We start from the raw sequence: 13,447 nt of genomic DNA on the forward strand, positions 1-13,447 counted from the left end.
GAGCGGGACGACATGTCCGTGGGTTCGGCGAGTGTCGAGAACGGCACCGCGGGACACGTCACCGCCACCCGGGCGGCCCGCCGGGCCATCGAGGACCTGCGCGCCGCCCGGGGCAGGCCGGTGATGTTCGTCCAGTCCGGGGGATGCTGCGACGGCAGCGACCCGATGTGCTTCCCCGGCGGCGAATTCGCCCTGGGAGACGGCGACATGCTCGTCGGCGTGGTGCAGGGATGCACCTTCCACATGAACGCCGACCACTACGAGGCCCTCGGCCGCCCCCTCTTCGTCCTCGACGTCGAACCGGGCACCCCGGGCGGCTTCTCCCTCCCGGCCGGGGACGGACTGCGCTTCGTCACCCGGATCAAGGCGCCCCAGCACCACACCAGTTGAGGAGCACGTCATGAAGGCCGCAGTGGTCACCGCATTCGGCAAGGCCCTGGAGATCCAGGACCTGCCCGTCCCCGAGACCGGCCCCGGACAGGTACTCGTCCGCATGGAGGCCTCCGGGCTCTGCCACACCGACATCCACGCCGCCCACGGCGACTGGCCGGTCAGGCCGCAACCGCCGTTCATCCCCGGCCACGAGGGCATCGGGCGCGTCGAGGCCGTCGGCACCGGCGTCTCGGAGGACCTCCTCGGCAAGCGGGTCGCCGTCCCCTGGCTCGGCTCGTCCTGCGGCACCTGCCGCCACTGCGTCTCCGGCTGGGAGACCCTCTGTGAGTCGCAGGTCAACTCCGGCTACTCCGTGGACGGCTGCTACGCCGAGTACGCGGTCGCGAACGCGGGCGCGGTCGTCCGGGTCCCCGACGCCGTGTCGTCCTTCGACGCGGCACCCCTGACCTGCGCCGGCGTCACCACGTACAAGGCGATCAAGGTCGCGCACGTGGTGCCGGCCGAGCGGGTCGCCGTCTTCGGCATCGGCGGACTCGGCCACCTCGCGGTGCAGTACGCACGCCTCGTCGGCGGCCTGGTCACGGCCGTCGACCTCGAACCGGACAAGCTCGGTCTGGCCCACCGGCTCGGCGCCGACGTACTCGTCAACGCCCGCACCCACGACCCGGTCGAGGAGATCAGGAAGACCGGCGGAGCGGACGTGGCGGTCGTGCTCGCCGCCGCACCCAAGGCCTTCGAGCAGGCGTACCGGTCGCTCAACCGCGGCGGACGCCTGGTCATGGTCGCCCTGCCCGCGGACAACGCGGCGGTCAGCGTGCCGATCTTCGAGACCGTGCTCGGCGGGATCTCCGTCATCGGCTCGATCGTCGGCACCCGGCAGGACCTGACCGAGGTGTTCGCGCTGCACGCGGCCGGACGCACCCAGGTCGTCGCCGAGCCCCGGCGCCTGGAGGACGTCAACGAGTGCTTCGACGAGGTCCTCGGCGGACGGGCCGAGGCCCGGCTCGTCTTCGAGTTCTGAGAGGCCCGGAGGTTCCGGGGGATCCGGAACCTCCGAGAGATCCGTGGCCCGGCACCCACCGGGCCACGGAGAGAGGCAGCACACCATGACCACCGTCACCGTAGGTGCCGTACGGGAGCGGGCACCCGGCGAACGCCGCGTCGCCCTCGTCCCCGAAGCCGTCACCCTCCTGCGCCGGGCCGGACTCGACGTCCTGGTCGAGACCGGGGCCGGCTCCGGAGCCTGGTTCACGGACGCGGACTACACCGCCGCGGGCGCGACCGTCGTACCCCTGGCAGAGCTGTACGCCCGGGCCGACGCCGTCCTGTGCGTGGCGGCACCCGATCCGGAGACGGCAGGGGCACTGCGCGCCGGACAGACCCTCATCGGTCTGCTCGAACCCCTGCGCCACCCCGCGCTGGTCCAGGAACTGACCGCACGCGGAGTGCGCACGGTGAGCCTCGACCTGCTGCCGCGCACCCTCAGCCGCGCCCAGTCCATGGACGCGCTGACCTCCCAGGCCAACATCGCCGGGTACAAGGCGGCCCTGCTCGCCGCCGACTCCTACGACCGCTTCTTCCCGATGCTGACCACCGCGGCGGGCACCATGCGCCCGGCGCAGGTCCTGGTCCTCGGCGCCGGAGTCGCGGGACTGCAGGCCATCGCCACGGCCCGCCGTCTCGGCGCCGTCGTCTCGGCGTACGACGTACGCCCCGCGTCACGAGGGGAGGTGGAGTCCCTCGGTGCCCGCTTCCTCGACGTCCCGCGCCCGCCGGAGGAGGCACCGGGCACCGAACAGGGAGGCTACGCACGGGAGCTGACGTCGGACGAGCAGCAGGCCCAGCGCGAGGCGCTCGACGCGCACATCGCCCGCTCCGACATCGTCATCACGACCGCCCAGGTCCCCGGACGCAAGCCACCCCTGCTGGTGACCGCCACCGTCCTGGAGCGGATGCAGCCCGGCTCGGTCGTCGTCGACCTCGCAGCGAGCGAACTCGGCGGCAACGTCGAGAACTCCGAACCCGACAAGACCGCCGTCCTCGACAACGGGGTCACCGTCATCGGCGCCGGACGCCTGCCGTCCGCGATGGCCACCGCCGCTTCCACGGCCTATGCCCGCAACCTCGTCGCCCTGCTGCGCCACCTGGTGCGGGACGGCGAACTCGTCCTCGACCCGGCCGACGAGATCACGGGCGCCCTCATGGGAGGTGAAACGTCATGAACGACCTCGACCTCCTCACCGCGATCACCGTGTTCGTGCTGAGCGTGCTGGTCGGCATCGAGGTCATCAGCAAGGTCCCCGCGACCCTGCACACCCCGTTGATGTCCGGATCCAACTCGGTGCACGGCATCGTCGTCGTCGGCGCCATGCTGATCGCCGCGGAGTCCCACACCTGGCTCGGCTACGCCCTGGCCTTCGTGGCCATGGTCTTCGGCGCGATGAACGTCGTCGGCGGGTACGTCGTCACGGACCGGATGCTGGAGATGTTCAAGGCCAAGCCCCAGAACAACGACAAGAACGACAAGGCGGAGGTGTGACCGCCATGGACACCGTCTCCAACGCCGTCCACTACGCCTTCCTCGCCGCGGCCGCCTGCTTCGTGCTCGGCCTGCACCTGATGAACCACCCGCGCACCGCGCGCCGCGGCAACACCCTCTCCGCCGCCGCCATGGCCGTTGCGATCGCCGCCACGGTGTGGCTGGTCGCCGACGAGAGCCACATCACCGGCACCGGCTGGCTCGTGCTCGCCTCGGGCGGTCTCGTCGGTGGAGCACTCGGCCTGGCGGCCGCCCGCCAGGTGCGGATGACCGCCATGCCCCAACTGGTCAGCCTCTTCAACGCCGTCGGCGGCGGCGCGGCCGCACTCATCGCCGTGAACGACCTGCTCCAGGCCGACGACGCGGCGGCGGCCGGCGCCAGGGTCTCCGTGCCGGGCGCGCTGGACATAGTCATCGGCGCGGTCACCTTCTCCGGGTCGCTGATCGCGGCCGGCAAGCTGCAGGGAACGGTCTCCGGAGCACCGGTCGTCTTCCCCGGGGCACGGCTGCTGAACGTGCTGCTGCCGGCCTCCTTCGTCGCCGGCACGGTCTGGCTGGTGCTGGCACCGGACTCCCGTACCGCGCTGTACGGGCTGACCGCCGTGGCCCTGCTGTTCGGCGTGACGATGGTGCTGCCCATCGGCGGCGCCGACATGCCGGTCGTCATCGCCCTGCTGAACGCCTTCACCGGATCCGCGGTCGCCATGGCCGGCTTCGTGCTGAACGAGACCGCCCTGATCATCGCGGGCATGCTCGTCAGCGCCTCGGGCGGCATCCTCACCAAGCTGATGGCCGACGCCATGAACCGCTCCATCGCCAACATCGTCATCGGAGGCTTCGGCACCGGCGCACCGGCGACGACCGGCGGGGGCGGCGCCCCGGCCCAGGTGCGGTCGGTCTCCGCGGACGACGTGGCGATCCAGCTGGCGTACGCGAGCAAGGTCGTCTTCGTCCCCGGCTACGGCCTCGCCGCCGCCCAGGCCCAGCACGAACTCGGCGACCTCGCCAAGCTCCTCACCGCCCACGGCATCGACGTCAGCTACGCCGTCCACCCCGTCGCGGGCCGCATGCCCGGCCACATGAACGTGCTCCTGGCGGAGGCCAACGTGCCCTACACCCAACTGAAGGAGATGGACGAGGCCAACCCGCAGTTCCCCCAGGCGGACGTCGCCCTCGTCATCGGCGCCAACGACGTCACCAACCCGATCGCCCGCCGACCAGGCAACGCGATCTCCGGCATGCCGATCCTCGACGTCGACAGGGCGAAGAGCGTCGTCGTCATCAAACGGTCCATGGGCCACGGCTACGCGGGCATCGACAACGAGTTGTACACCGACCCGAAGACCGGGATGTTCTTCACCGACGCGAAGAAGGGACTGAGTGAACTGAAAGCGGCCGTGGGTGAGTTCGTCGGCTGAGTTCCGTGGCACCGGTGATCCCCCGCCTTCTCCGGCGGGGGATCACCCCTGCGTGCAAGTCAGCCGACGGTGTCCCGCAGGCGTCGTTCCGTCGTGGCGGAGAAGAGATGGAACCCGCCAGGTCGAACAGTGACACGCACCTGCTCCCCCTTGGCGTACCGCCCCCTTTCCGGGGCCCGGACGACGACGTCCACGCTCTCCGGACCCACCTTGGCGGTGGTGTGGAGGTAGGTGACGGCACCGGTGTCCTCGACCGCCTCCACCACGAGGTCCAGGGCCGGCGTCTCCAGGTCCTCGGACGACAGGAAGACGAACTGCTCCGGCCGTACGCCGAGCAGGATCCCGGCCGCGCCCTCCTCGGACACCGCCTGCCGCACCACCGGACGCAGCGGTACGACAAGACCGCCCAGCTCGGCGCCCTCTCCGGTGAGAGGCGCTCGGAACAGGTTCATCGAGGGGGAGCCGATGAAGCCGCCGACGAAGGCGTTGGCCGGGCTCCGGAACACCTCCCTGGGCGTCCCCACCTGCTGGAGCACCCCGTCCTTGACGACGGCCATCCGGTCGCCCATCGTCATCGCCTCGACCTGGTCGTGCGTGACGTACACGGTGGTGGTGCCCAGCCGCCGCTGCAACGAGGCGATCTGCGTCCGGGTCTGTGTGCGCAGCTTGGCGTCCAGGTTGGACAGGGGCTCGTCCATCAGGAACACGCGCGGTTCGCGGACGATGGCGCGTCCCATCGCGACCCTCTGGCGCTGTCCCCCGGAAAGGGACTTCGGCTTGCGTTCCAGGAGGTCGCCGAGGTCCAGGACGTCTGCCGCCTCGGTGACACGACGCCGGACGTCCTCCTTGGGCATCCTGGCGATCTTCAGGGCGAAGCCCATGTTGTCCGCCGTCGTCATGTGCGGGTACAGGGCGTAGTTCTGGAACACCATCGCGATGTCCCGGTCCTTGGGTGGCAGGTGGGTGACGTCCCGGTCACCGATGCGGATGGTGCCCGAGTCGACGTCCTCCAGCCCGGCGAGCATGCGCAGGATCGTGGACTTGCCGCATCCGGACGGGCCCACCAGGACCATGAACTCACCGTCCGCGATCTCCAGGTCGAGCGTGTCGACGGCCGGGCGCTCCATTCCCGGAAAACGCCTCGTGGCCTTGTCGAAGGTGACGGACGCCATGACCTTACCCCTCTCTGTCCGGCCCCGGCGGTGCCTTGTACGACGGCGAGCGGCACGCACGGGGCACGGCGCCTTGCCCGGAGCCGCGCCTTCAGCCTCCCGGCCCGCAGTGGTGCGGCGGCAGGCACTCAACGGCCCTGTCCGAGGGGCGGCGAGCCCAGCGGCGGAGGGCCGCACAGCCCACCGAGGAGGACTTCCGGCCCGTTCCCAGCCGGTCGGCGTGATCTCGAGGGCTCACTCAGCACCGCGAGCTGAGGCGCGTTCTCGAACGCGGCGGCCTCGCGGCCGGTCTCAGACCGCGCCCGTGCCGGTGAGCTGCGGCTCGACGTCCACGACACCCTCCACGGCGCGCACGAGGCGTACGGCGATCGGGACGAGCGCGGTGTCGCGTACGTGTCCGCGCAGGGTGACGACTCCCTCCTGCACGGTGACGTCGATGGAGTGGCCGGCGGTCGGATACAGGGAGGACACCACCGTGCGGCGGACCTCGTCGGCTATCTCGTCGTCCGGCCGCAGGAAGACCTTCAGCAGATCGGCGCGGCTGACGATGCCCTGGAGCATGCCGATGTCGTCGACCACGGGCAGCCGCTTGACATGCCGGACGGCCATGATCCTGGCGGCCTGGGCCAGAGTGGCGTCCGCGTGGACGGTGACGGCGGGTGTGCTCATGAGCTCCTCCGCCCTGGTCGCACCGGCCTTGGCGACATCGGCCAGGCGCTCTCGCTGCTGGGAGAGGTTCTGCTCACCTTCGTGGAACTCCTCCTTGGGCAGCAGATCGGCCTCCGACACGACGCCGATGACGCGTCCCTCTCCCTCCAGCACGGGCATGGCGCTGACCTTCCACTGCTCCATGGTCCGCACGATGTCCTTGAACGGCGCGTCACGTCCCACGGCCACGACCGTCTGGGTCATCACATCGCTCACGTTGTACGGAGTCCCGGTCATGTCCGGCCACCTCCCTCTCGCTCCAGTCGTTCGTACTCCGGCTCATGTGGCCGGTCCGGCGCTGCGGAAGCGGTGTCGTCCACCTGATGGCGCAGCTCCGCGGAGACGTCGACCACACCGTCCACGCCCTGGCACAGGCGCACGAGGACCGGGACGAGCGACTTGCGCTCGACGGTGCCCTTCAGTGACACCCGCCCGTCGACGACCCGCACGGTGACCGCGCCGGGCGTGATGCCGAGCGTGCGCAGGAGCACCTCTCCCGAGATCTCCTCCCGGACGGCGCTGTCGCCCCGCAGGAAGACACGCAGCAGGTCGGCCCTGCTGACCAGCCCGACCAGCCGGTCCGCCTCGTCGACCACCGGCAGCCGTTTGACGTGGTGGCGCTCCATGACCTGGGCGGCCTCCACCGCCGACCACTGCGGGCGGGCCGTCACGGCCGGGCTGTTCATCAGCTTCTCGGCGGACGTGGCCTCCGCCTTCGCCCGGTCGGCGGGCCCGGGACGCAGGACCGGCAGCAGACCTGCCGGATCGAGTCGGGCGGCCTCCTTGCGCAGCAGGTCCGCTTCGGAGACCACGCCCACGGCGTGTTCCTCGTCGTCCACGACGGGTACGGCGGTGATGCCGTGTTCGGCGAGCAGCTTGGCGATCTCCTTGAAGCCGGTGTCCCGGCGCACCTTGACGACCGGTGTGGTCATGAGGTCGCTCACCGTCCGGTGCCACATGGCTCCCGCCTCCTCGTGTCGCGTGCGTTCCTCCCTCCACTCTCCGCCCCGCACACGTGAGCCGCATGGGCCGGACGGCCCGGACGGCACCCGACGCCCCCCGGGGAAGCCGTGGCGTGCGGCACCCGGCGGAAGGGGTGAGGCTGAACAGAGAAGAGAAGGCCGCCGACCGGGCGGACCGGCGGGCGCTGCCGAGGGCGCCGCCCGGCGGGAATGCCGCCGTGTGCTGTCCGAGACGGTCGCGGGCCGCACCGCGACGCACCCGGGGGTGCAACCGCAGTGGGAACCCGCGGGCGTCACCGTCCCGGTGTGAGGGCCGGACGGCCCCGCCCTCCGCCCCGGACGGCCCTGGTTGACTCCGGGCGGTCCGGCACACGATCGGAGGGCGCCGTCGCTCGAACGGCGAGACGGCGGGAGCGCCGCCGACCCCCGGGAGCCGATGATGGAAGCCTCACGCAAGGTCCGCCATGTCGCCCGTACGGCGACCCGATCACCGTACGGACCCGCCTGATGCGTACGAGCGCGGCCCCGCCGGCCGTCGGCACGCGGACCACGACGGAGCCCGGTACCGGCCCGCCGCCACGGGTACGGCAACTCGCCGCCGCCGATGTCTTCTCCGCCCTGGACACCACACGGCGTGGCCTCGCGCCGGCGCAGGCGGGGCAGCGGCTGGAACGGTACGGGCCCAACGAACTGCCGCGGACGCGACGCCGTGCCGCCTGGCGGGACCTGGCGGCCCAGTTCACGGACCTCTTCGCGGTGGTCCTGCTGGTCGCCTCGGCGATCACCTTCCTGGCGTACGGACTTCAGCAACCGCGTGAGGCCGGCACCCTGCAACTGGCGGTGGCCATCCTGGCCGTCGTCGTGCTGAACGCGGCCATCGGATTCGCGCAGGAGTACTCGGCGGAGCGCACGGCACAGGCCCTGGCGGCGATGGTGCCGCACGCCTGCCGGGTGCTGCGCGGCGGGGAACGGCTGGAGGTGCCCGCCCGGGAGCTGGTGCCGGGGGACGTGGTGGTGCTGGAGGCCGGGGACGCCGTGCCGGCGGACTGCCGACTGGTCGAGGCGCATGAACTGGCGGTCGACAACGCGTCGTTGACCGGGGAGAGCAACGCCGTGGGCCGCACCGCCGAACCGGTGGCGCCCGGGCCCGCGCTGGAGGCCCGTAACTGCGTCTTCATGGGGACCGACGTCGTCGCCGGATCCGGGCGTGCCGTGGTCCTCGCCACGGGCGCGTCCACCGAGTTCGGGCGGATCTACCGGCTGGCCGCCGCCGCGCCGCGGCAGAAGACCCCGCTGCAGGTCCAAGTGGCCGTCATGGCACGCCGGGTGGCGGGGGCGGCCCTGGCGACCGGGGCCCTGATGTTCGTCGTACGGCTTCCCACCGGCGAGTCCGTCGTGCCGTCGTTCGTGTTCGCGCTGGGGGTGATGGTGGCGCTGGTGCCGGAAGGGCTGCCCGCCACCCTGTCGGTGTCCCTGGCGATCGGCGTACGGCGGATGGCGCGGCGTCAGGCCCTGATCAAGCAGTTGCTGGCGGTGGAGGCGCTCGGCTCGACCACCGTGGTGTGCACCGACAAGACCGGGACGCTCACCCAGGCGGAGATGACCGTCACCCGGGTGTGGGCGAACGGCGTGCACCACGACGTGACGGGTGTGGGCTACACCCCGCGCGGCGAGGTCGCCGACGCGGCGCCGGTGCGCGAGCTGCTCAGGGTGGCGGGCCTGTGCTGCGACGCCCGGCTGGTGCCGCCCGCGAGCCCTCAGGAGCACTGGAGGGTGCTCGGCGACACGACCGAGGGCGCCCTGCTGGTCGTGGCGGCCAAGGCCGGTCTGGACCTGGACGCGGCGGCCGCCGCGACTCCCCGGGTGACGGAGTTCCCCTTCGACTCCGACCGCAAGCTGATGACCACGGTCCACCGGACCGCGACGGGCCACCAGGCATGCGTCAAGGGAGCCCCCGTGGAGCTGCTCACGCGCTGCACCGACGCGGAGCGGGACGGACGGCGGGAGCCGCTGACCGGGCGGGACCGGGCGGCGGTCGTCGCGGCGGCCGACGAGCTGGCCTCCCAGGGGCTGCGGGTGCTGGCCGTCGCACGGCGGGAGGTCGACGGGCCCCGGACCGACCAGCAGGAGGCGGAGTCCGGTCTGACCCTCCTCGGCCTGGTCGGCATGCTGGACCCCCCGCGCCCCGAGGTCACCGACGCGGTCGCCGCCTGCCGCCGGGCCGGCATCCGGATCGTCATGGTCACCGGGGACCACCCGCTCACCGGGGAGGCCGTGGCCCGCCGGGTGGGGATCGTGCTGCGGCCCGATCCCGTCGTGGTGACGGGTGCCCGGCTCGACGCCATGGACAACGACGACCTCGACGCGCTCCTCGCCGAACCGTCCGAACTGCTGCTGTGCAGGGTCAGCCCGGAGCACAAGATGCGGGTGGTCACCGCGTTCCAGCGGCGCGGCGAGGTGGTGGCGGTCACCGGGGACGGCGCGAACGACGCTCCCGCCCTCAAACACGCCGACATCGGCGTGGCGATGGGGGCCGGCGGCACCGACGTGGCCCGCGAGGCGGCCGCGATGGTCCTGCTGGACGACTCCTTCGCCTCCATCGCGGCGGCGGTACGGCTCGGCCGCGCCGTCTACCAGAACATCCGCAAGTTCCTCGTCTACCTCTTCAGCCACAACATCGGGGAACTGGTCCCCATCCTGGCGGCCACCTTCGCGGGATTCCCGCTGGTGCCCATCACCGCGGTGCAGATCCTCGCCATCGACCTCGGCTCCGACGTACTGCCGGCCCTGGCACTGGGCGCCGAGCCACCCGAACCCGACGTCATGGACCGCCCCCCGCGCTCCCGCCGGGAGCGGCTGTTCTCGGCCGCCGTGATGGGACGGATCCTGTTCCTCGGCGGCATCCAGGCGGTCTGCGTCACCGCCGTCTTCTTCTGGCACATCGTCGCCTCGGGCATCCCGTTCGACGACTTCACCAAGGACACGCCCGTCTACCGGGAGGCGATCACCATGGTCCAGGCGGGGATCGTGCTCAGCCAGTTCTTCAACGCGCTCGCCGTGCGCACCGACCGGCAGAGCATCCTGAAGGTGGGCCTGCTGTCCAATCCGGCCCTGCTGGCGGCGGGCGGCTTCGGCCTCGCCCTCATGGCCGCGATCAGCTACCTGCCCCCGCTGCAGGCCGTGTTCGGCACCGCCCCGCTCGACGCCGCCGACTGGGCCGTCCTGGCCGCACTCGGCACCCTGCCCCTGCTCGCGGACGAGACCCGCAAGGCGTGGCTGCGCCGACGCGACGCACGCCGGAAAGGAGCCCCACGGTGAAAGTGATCGTCGTCGGCTGCGGACGGGTGGGCGCCGGCCTCGCCGGTCTGCTCGCCGCGGAAGGGCACGACGTCGAGGTCGTCGACCGGCGCCCCCAGGCCGCCCGGCGGCTGCCCGACAGCCCCCGCATCCGCTTCCACGAGGGCAACGGCTTCAGCCGCGCCGTCCTGGGGTCCGCCGGGATCGAGCACGCGGACGCCTTCGTCGCCGTCACCTCCGGCGACAACAGCAACATCGTCAGCGCGCGTACGGCCAAGGACGTCTACCGGGTCCCGGTCGTCCTCGCCCGCATATACGACCCACGGCGCGCCGACATCTACCGCGACCTCGGCATCCCCACCATCGCCAGCGTCCGCTGGACCGTGCACCAGCTCCACCGGATGCTGCTGCACCGCCACCTCAGTCCCGAACTCAGTTTCGGCAACGGCGAGACCCTGCTCGTCCGCTCGGAGGTGCCCGCCTACCTGGTAGGCAGGCGGCTGACCGAGTTCGACGTCGACGGCGAGATCCGTGTCGTCGAGGTCACCCGCGGGGGCCGCTCCCTCATCCCCGCGCACGGCACACCCGCGCAGGCGGACGACCTGGTCACCTTCGCCGTCGCCGCCACCGCGCTCGGCAGACTGCGCGGCTTCCTCGACAAGGAGCTGGGAACGTGAACGTGCTCATCGCCGGCGCGGGACGGCTCGGCACCCAGATCGCCCGGGTGCTCTGCGCCGCCCGCAACGAGGTCACCCTCATCGACACCGACGACGACCGGCTGGCCGCACTGGAAGGCCGCGTCCCGGTGCGGCTGGTGGCGGGCGACGCCTGCGAACCGGCCCTCCTGGAACACTGCGGCGCCCTGACCGCCGACCTCGTCATCGCCACCACCGGCGACGACGAGGACAACCTCGTGATCAGCCTCCTCGCCAAACGGCAGTTCTCGGTGCCCCGGGTCGCCGCCCGCGTCAACGACGCCGACAACGCCTGGCTGTTCGACGAACGCTGGGGCGTCGACGTCGCCGTCCCCTCCGCCACCCCGCTGATCTCCCTCATCGAGGAGGCCACCGGCGCCACCGACACCGTCGCCCTGCTGCGGCTCAGCAAGGCGGGCGTCGAGGTCATCGAAACGGCCATCACGGAGCGGTCCAGGGCGCGGGGCCGGGCCCTGGGCGACATCGCGCTGCCCGAGGGCACGGTCGTCGCCACCATCGTCCGCGACGGACAGCCGACCGCGCCGGACCCGGCGGAGCGGCTGCGCCCCGGCGACGAACTCCTCCTCGTCTCCCACACGGCGACCGAGCAGGAGATCCACGCCGCCTTCCAGTGAGGGCGCCGCCCGTCCCGGGCTTCGGAGGTGCGTGCGGGCGATCAGGATCGGTAGGCGACCAGTGCCATCATGCCCGCCTCACCGTGGTAGGCGTTGTGGCAGTGGAGCATCCACTGTCCCGGATTGTCGGCGTCGAAGAACACGGACACCGTCTGCTGCGGCAGGACGATCGTGGTGTCCTTGCGTGGCCCGCCGCTGCCGAGCTGGTAGGTGTGGCCGTGCAGGTGCATCGGGTGCCACATGGCGGTGGTGTTGACGAAGTCGAGCCGGACCCGCTGCCCCTGTTCCACGGTGATCGGATGCGCGGTCGGGTCGCTCATGTCGAACCGCCGACCGTTGATGGCCCAGTCGTACATCATCATGCCGCCGGTCAGTTCGACGCGGTGGACCCGGTCGGCCTTCTTCGACGCCAGTCGGACGTCGTCCGCCGCGTTCAGCTGCGATGCGGCCAAGAGCTTGCCGTCCAGTTCGGCCGGACGGACGGACGCCCCGGGGACGCTGCCGGAGCCGGTGCGGATGACGGCCATGCCGGTGGTGTTCTTTCCCTCGGCCAGCGCCACCAGGGGGAAGACGCCGTCGTCCAGGGTGACCAGGACGTCGTAGCGTTCGCCCATGCCGATCAGCAGGGCGTCGACCTGCTGGTGCCGGACGGGGAAGCCGTCGGTATGGGTGAGGGTGAGTTCGTGGCCGCCGAGGGCGACGCGGTAGGCGGTGTCGCTGCCGGCGTTGATCAGGCGCAGCCGGACGCGCTTGCCGGGCTTGCTGCGGAAGACCGCGGGGTCGGCCGGAACGCGTCCGTTGACCAGGTGATACGGGTACTTGACGTCACCGGCGTCGCCCCCGAGCAGTGGGCTCCGAGCGCCCATCAGCATGAGCTCCGTGCCCGCGTCGCCTGAACCGGAGGCCGCGGTGGAAGGGGCGCTGGTCGTACCGCCCATGCCGCCCATACCCTCCATATCGCCCATGCCGCTCATGTCCATGCCGCCCATGCCCTGGCGCAGCTCGGCGAAGACGTCGTCCGGGGTCCCGGCGACGCCGTCGAGCCAGTCGTCGAGGACGACCACCCACTCCTCGTCGTACGACAGGGGCTCCCTGGGGTCCTCCACGATCAACGGCGCGTACAGGCCCCGGTCGAGCTGGACGCCGGTGTGCGGGTGGAAGAAGTAGGTGCCGGGCGTGTCCGCGGTGAACCGGTAGGTGAAGTTGTGTCCCGCCCGCACGGCCGTCTGGGTGGCCGGCGGTGCGCCGTCCATGTCGTTGCGCAGGGCGATGCCGTGCCAGTGGAGGGAGGTGGCGGTCTGGTCCGGCAGCTGGTTGGAGAGCGTGGCGGCCAGGGTGTCGCCGGCCGGGACGCGCAGTTCCCTGCCCGGGACCCGCCCGTCGAAGGCCCAGGTCCGGGCCGTGATCCCGGCACCCAGGCCGACCGTTGCCCGTGCTGCGGTCAGGGTCAGTTCGTGGGTCCTGCCGGACCTGGTGCGCTTCTTGTCGGCGGCGGCGACGGCCGACCCGGAGGGGCTGATCAGGGCAGGCGTGCTGCTGGAGCCGCTGCAGGCGGTGAGCGCGCCCGCGCCCGCGGCGCCGAGTCCGGCCAGCAGGACGGAGCGGCGGTTCATGCTGTTCACAGGGGT

General features: G+C 71.8%; 12 protein-coding genes. 8 read left to right on the plus strand and 4 right to left on the minus strand.

Going from position 1 to position 13,447, the window contains the following annotated elements:
• Nucleotides 1-12 precede the first annotated feature (12 nt).
• From ACYQ8Q_RS43715 to ACYQ8Q_RS43735, 5 genes are all read left to right on the plus strand, one after another.
• Entirely contained in the window at nt 13-390 is a 378-nt protein-coding gene (locus tag ACYQ8Q_RS43715) for a DUF779 domain-containing protein (protein WP_460072863.1), read from the plus strand.
• 10 nt (nt 391-400) lie between these two features.
• Nucleotides 401-1,414 (plus strand): zinc-dependent alcohol dehydrogenase, encoded by a 1,014-nt coding sequence (locus ACYQ8Q_RS43720; protein WP_460072864.1) that lies wholly within the window; start codon nt 401-403, stop codon nt 1,412-1,414.
• A gap of 85 nt (nt 1,415-1,499) precedes the next feature.
• Nucleotides 1,500-2,615, plus strand: coding sequence for an NAD(P) transhydrogenase subunit alpha (locus ACYQ8Q_RS43725; RefSeq protein ID WP_460072866.1), 1,116 nt, complete (start codon nt 1,500-1,502; stop codon nt 2,613-2,615).
• Nucleotides 2,612-2,932, plus strand: coding sequence for an NAD(P) transhydrogenase subunit alpha part 2 (locus ACYQ8Q_RS43730; protein WP_460072867.1), 321 nt, complete (start codon nt 2,612-2,614; stop codon nt 2,930-2,932). Before ACYQ8Q_RS43725 ends, ACYQ8Q_RS43730 begins: the two co-directional genes overlap by 4 nt.
• 5 nt (nt 2,933-2,937) lie before the next feature.
• A complete protein-coding gene (locus ACYQ8Q_RS43735) occupies nt 2,938-4,350 on the plus strand; it encodes an NAD(P)(+) transhydrogenase (Re/Si-specific) subunit beta (RefSeq protein WP_460072869.1) in 1,413 nt (470 codons plus the stop codon).
• Between the two features lie 59 nt (nt 4,351-4,409).
• Here the strand turns inward: ACYQ8Q_RS43735 and ACYQ8Q_RS43740 are convergent, their stop codons facing one another.
• The 3 genes from ACYQ8Q_RS43740 to ACYQ8Q_RS43750 all read right to left on the minus strand — a co-directional run bounded on the left by ACYQ8Q_RS43740 (nt 4,410) and on the right by ACYQ8Q_RS43750 (nt 7,189).
• Nucleotides 4,410-5,522, minus strand: a complete 1,113-nt coding sequence (locus ACYQ8Q_RS43740; RefSeq protein ID WP_460072871.1) for an ABC transporter ATP-binding protein — start codon at nt 5,520-5,522, stop codon at nt 4,410-4,412.
• Between the two features lie 291 nt (nt 5,523-5,813).
• Nucleotides 5,814-6,467: a CBS domain-containing protein gene (locus ACYQ8Q_RS43745; protein ID WP_460072873.1), complete on the minus strand. Its 654-nt coding sequence runs from the start codon at nt 6,465-6,467 to the stop codon at nt 5,814-5,816.
• Nucleotides 6,464-7,189 (minus strand): CBS domain-containing protein, encoded by a 726-nt coding sequence (locus tag ACYQ8Q_RS43750; protein ID WP_460072875.1) that lies wholly within the window; start codon nt 7,187-7,189, stop codon nt 6,464-6,466. The genes ACYQ8Q_RS43745 and ACYQ8Q_RS43750 overlap by 4 nt, the downstream gene beginning before the upstream one ends.
• 510 nt (nt 7,190-7,699) lie before the next feature.
• Between ACYQ8Q_RS43750 and ACYQ8Q_RS43755 the strand changes: the two genes are divergently transcribed.
• Genes ACYQ8Q_RS43755 through ACYQ8Q_RS43765 form a run of 3 tightly spaced genes read left to right on the plus strand, consistent with a single transcriptional unit; the run spans nt 7,700 to nt 11,819 of the window.
• Complete coding sequence (locus ACYQ8Q_RS43755; RefSeq protein ID WP_460072876.1) at nt 7,700-10,510, plus strand: cation-translocating P-type ATPase; 2,811 nt, start codon at nt 7,700-7,702, stop codon at nt 10,508-10,510.
• On the plus strand, nt 10,507-11,166 hold the full coding sequence (locus ACYQ8Q_RS43760) for a potassium channel family protein (RefSeq protein WP_460072877.1): 660 nt from the start codon (nt 10,507-10,509) through the stop codon (nt 11,164-11,166). The genes ACYQ8Q_RS43755 and ACYQ8Q_RS43760 overlap by 4 nt, the downstream gene beginning before the upstream one ends.
• On the plus strand, nt 11,163-11,819 hold the full coding sequence (locus ACYQ8Q_RS43765; RefSeq protein WP_460072878.1) for a potassium channel family protein: 657 nt from the start codon (nt 11,163-11,165) through the stop codon (nt 11,817-11,819). Before ACYQ8Q_RS43760 ends, ACYQ8Q_RS43765 begins: the two co-directional genes overlap by 4 nt.
• A 41-nt stretch (nt 11,820-11,860) precedes the next feature.
• Here the strand turns inward: ACYQ8Q_RS43765 and ACYQ8Q_RS43770 are convergent, their stop codons facing one another.
• Nucleotides 11,861-13,441: a multicopper oxidase family protein gene (locus tag ACYQ8Q_RS43770; RefSeq protein WP_460072880.1), complete on the minus strand. Its 1,581-nt coding sequence runs from the start codon at nt 13,439-13,441 to the stop codon at nt 11,861-11,863.
• Nucleotides 13,442-13,447 lie beyond the last annotated feature (6 nt).

It is taken from the genome of Streptomyces sp. YKOK-I1, from assembly GCF_054660435.1.

Bases quoted from the DNA above. Each gene is read 5' to 3' on its own strand.
- ACYQ8Q_RS43745 (WP_460072873.1), bottom strand. From the start codon at position 6,467: ATGACCGGGACTCCGTACAACGTGAGCGATGTGATGACCCAGACGGTC.
- ACYQ8Q_RS43725 (WP_460072866.1), top strand. From the start codon at position 1,500: ATGACCACCGTCACCGTAGGTGCCGTACGGGAGCGGGCACCCGGCGAA.
- ACYQ8Q_RS43740 (WP_460072871.1), bottom strand. From the start codon at position 5,522: ATGGCGTCCGTCACCTTCGACAAGGCCACGAGGCGTTTTCCGGGAATG.
- ACYQ8Q_RS43720 (WP_460072864.1), top strand. From the start codon at position 401: ATGAAGGCCGCAGTGGTCACCGCATTCGGCAAGGCCCTGGAGATCCAG.
- ACYQ8Q_RS43750 (WP_460072875.1), bottom strand. From the start codon at position 7,189: ATGTGGCACCGGACGGTGAGCGACCTCATGACCACACCGGTCGTCAAG.
- ACYQ8Q_RS43715 (WP_460072863.1), top strand. From the start codon at position 13: ATGTCCGTGGGTTCGGCGAGTGTCGAGAACGGCACCGCGGGACACGTC.
- ACYQ8Q_RS43730 (WP_460072867.1), top strand. From the start codon at position 2,612: ATGAACGACCTCGACCTCCTCACCGCGATCACCGTGTTCGTGCTGAGC.
- ACYQ8Q_RS43755 (WP_460072876.1), top strand. From the start codon at position 7,700: ATGCGTACGAGCGCGGCCCCGCCGGCCGTCGGCACGCGGACCACGACG.
- ACYQ8Q_RS43735 (WP_460072869.1), top strand. From the start codon at position 2,938: ATGGACACCGTCTCCAACGCCGTCCACTACGCCTTCCTCGCCGCGGCC.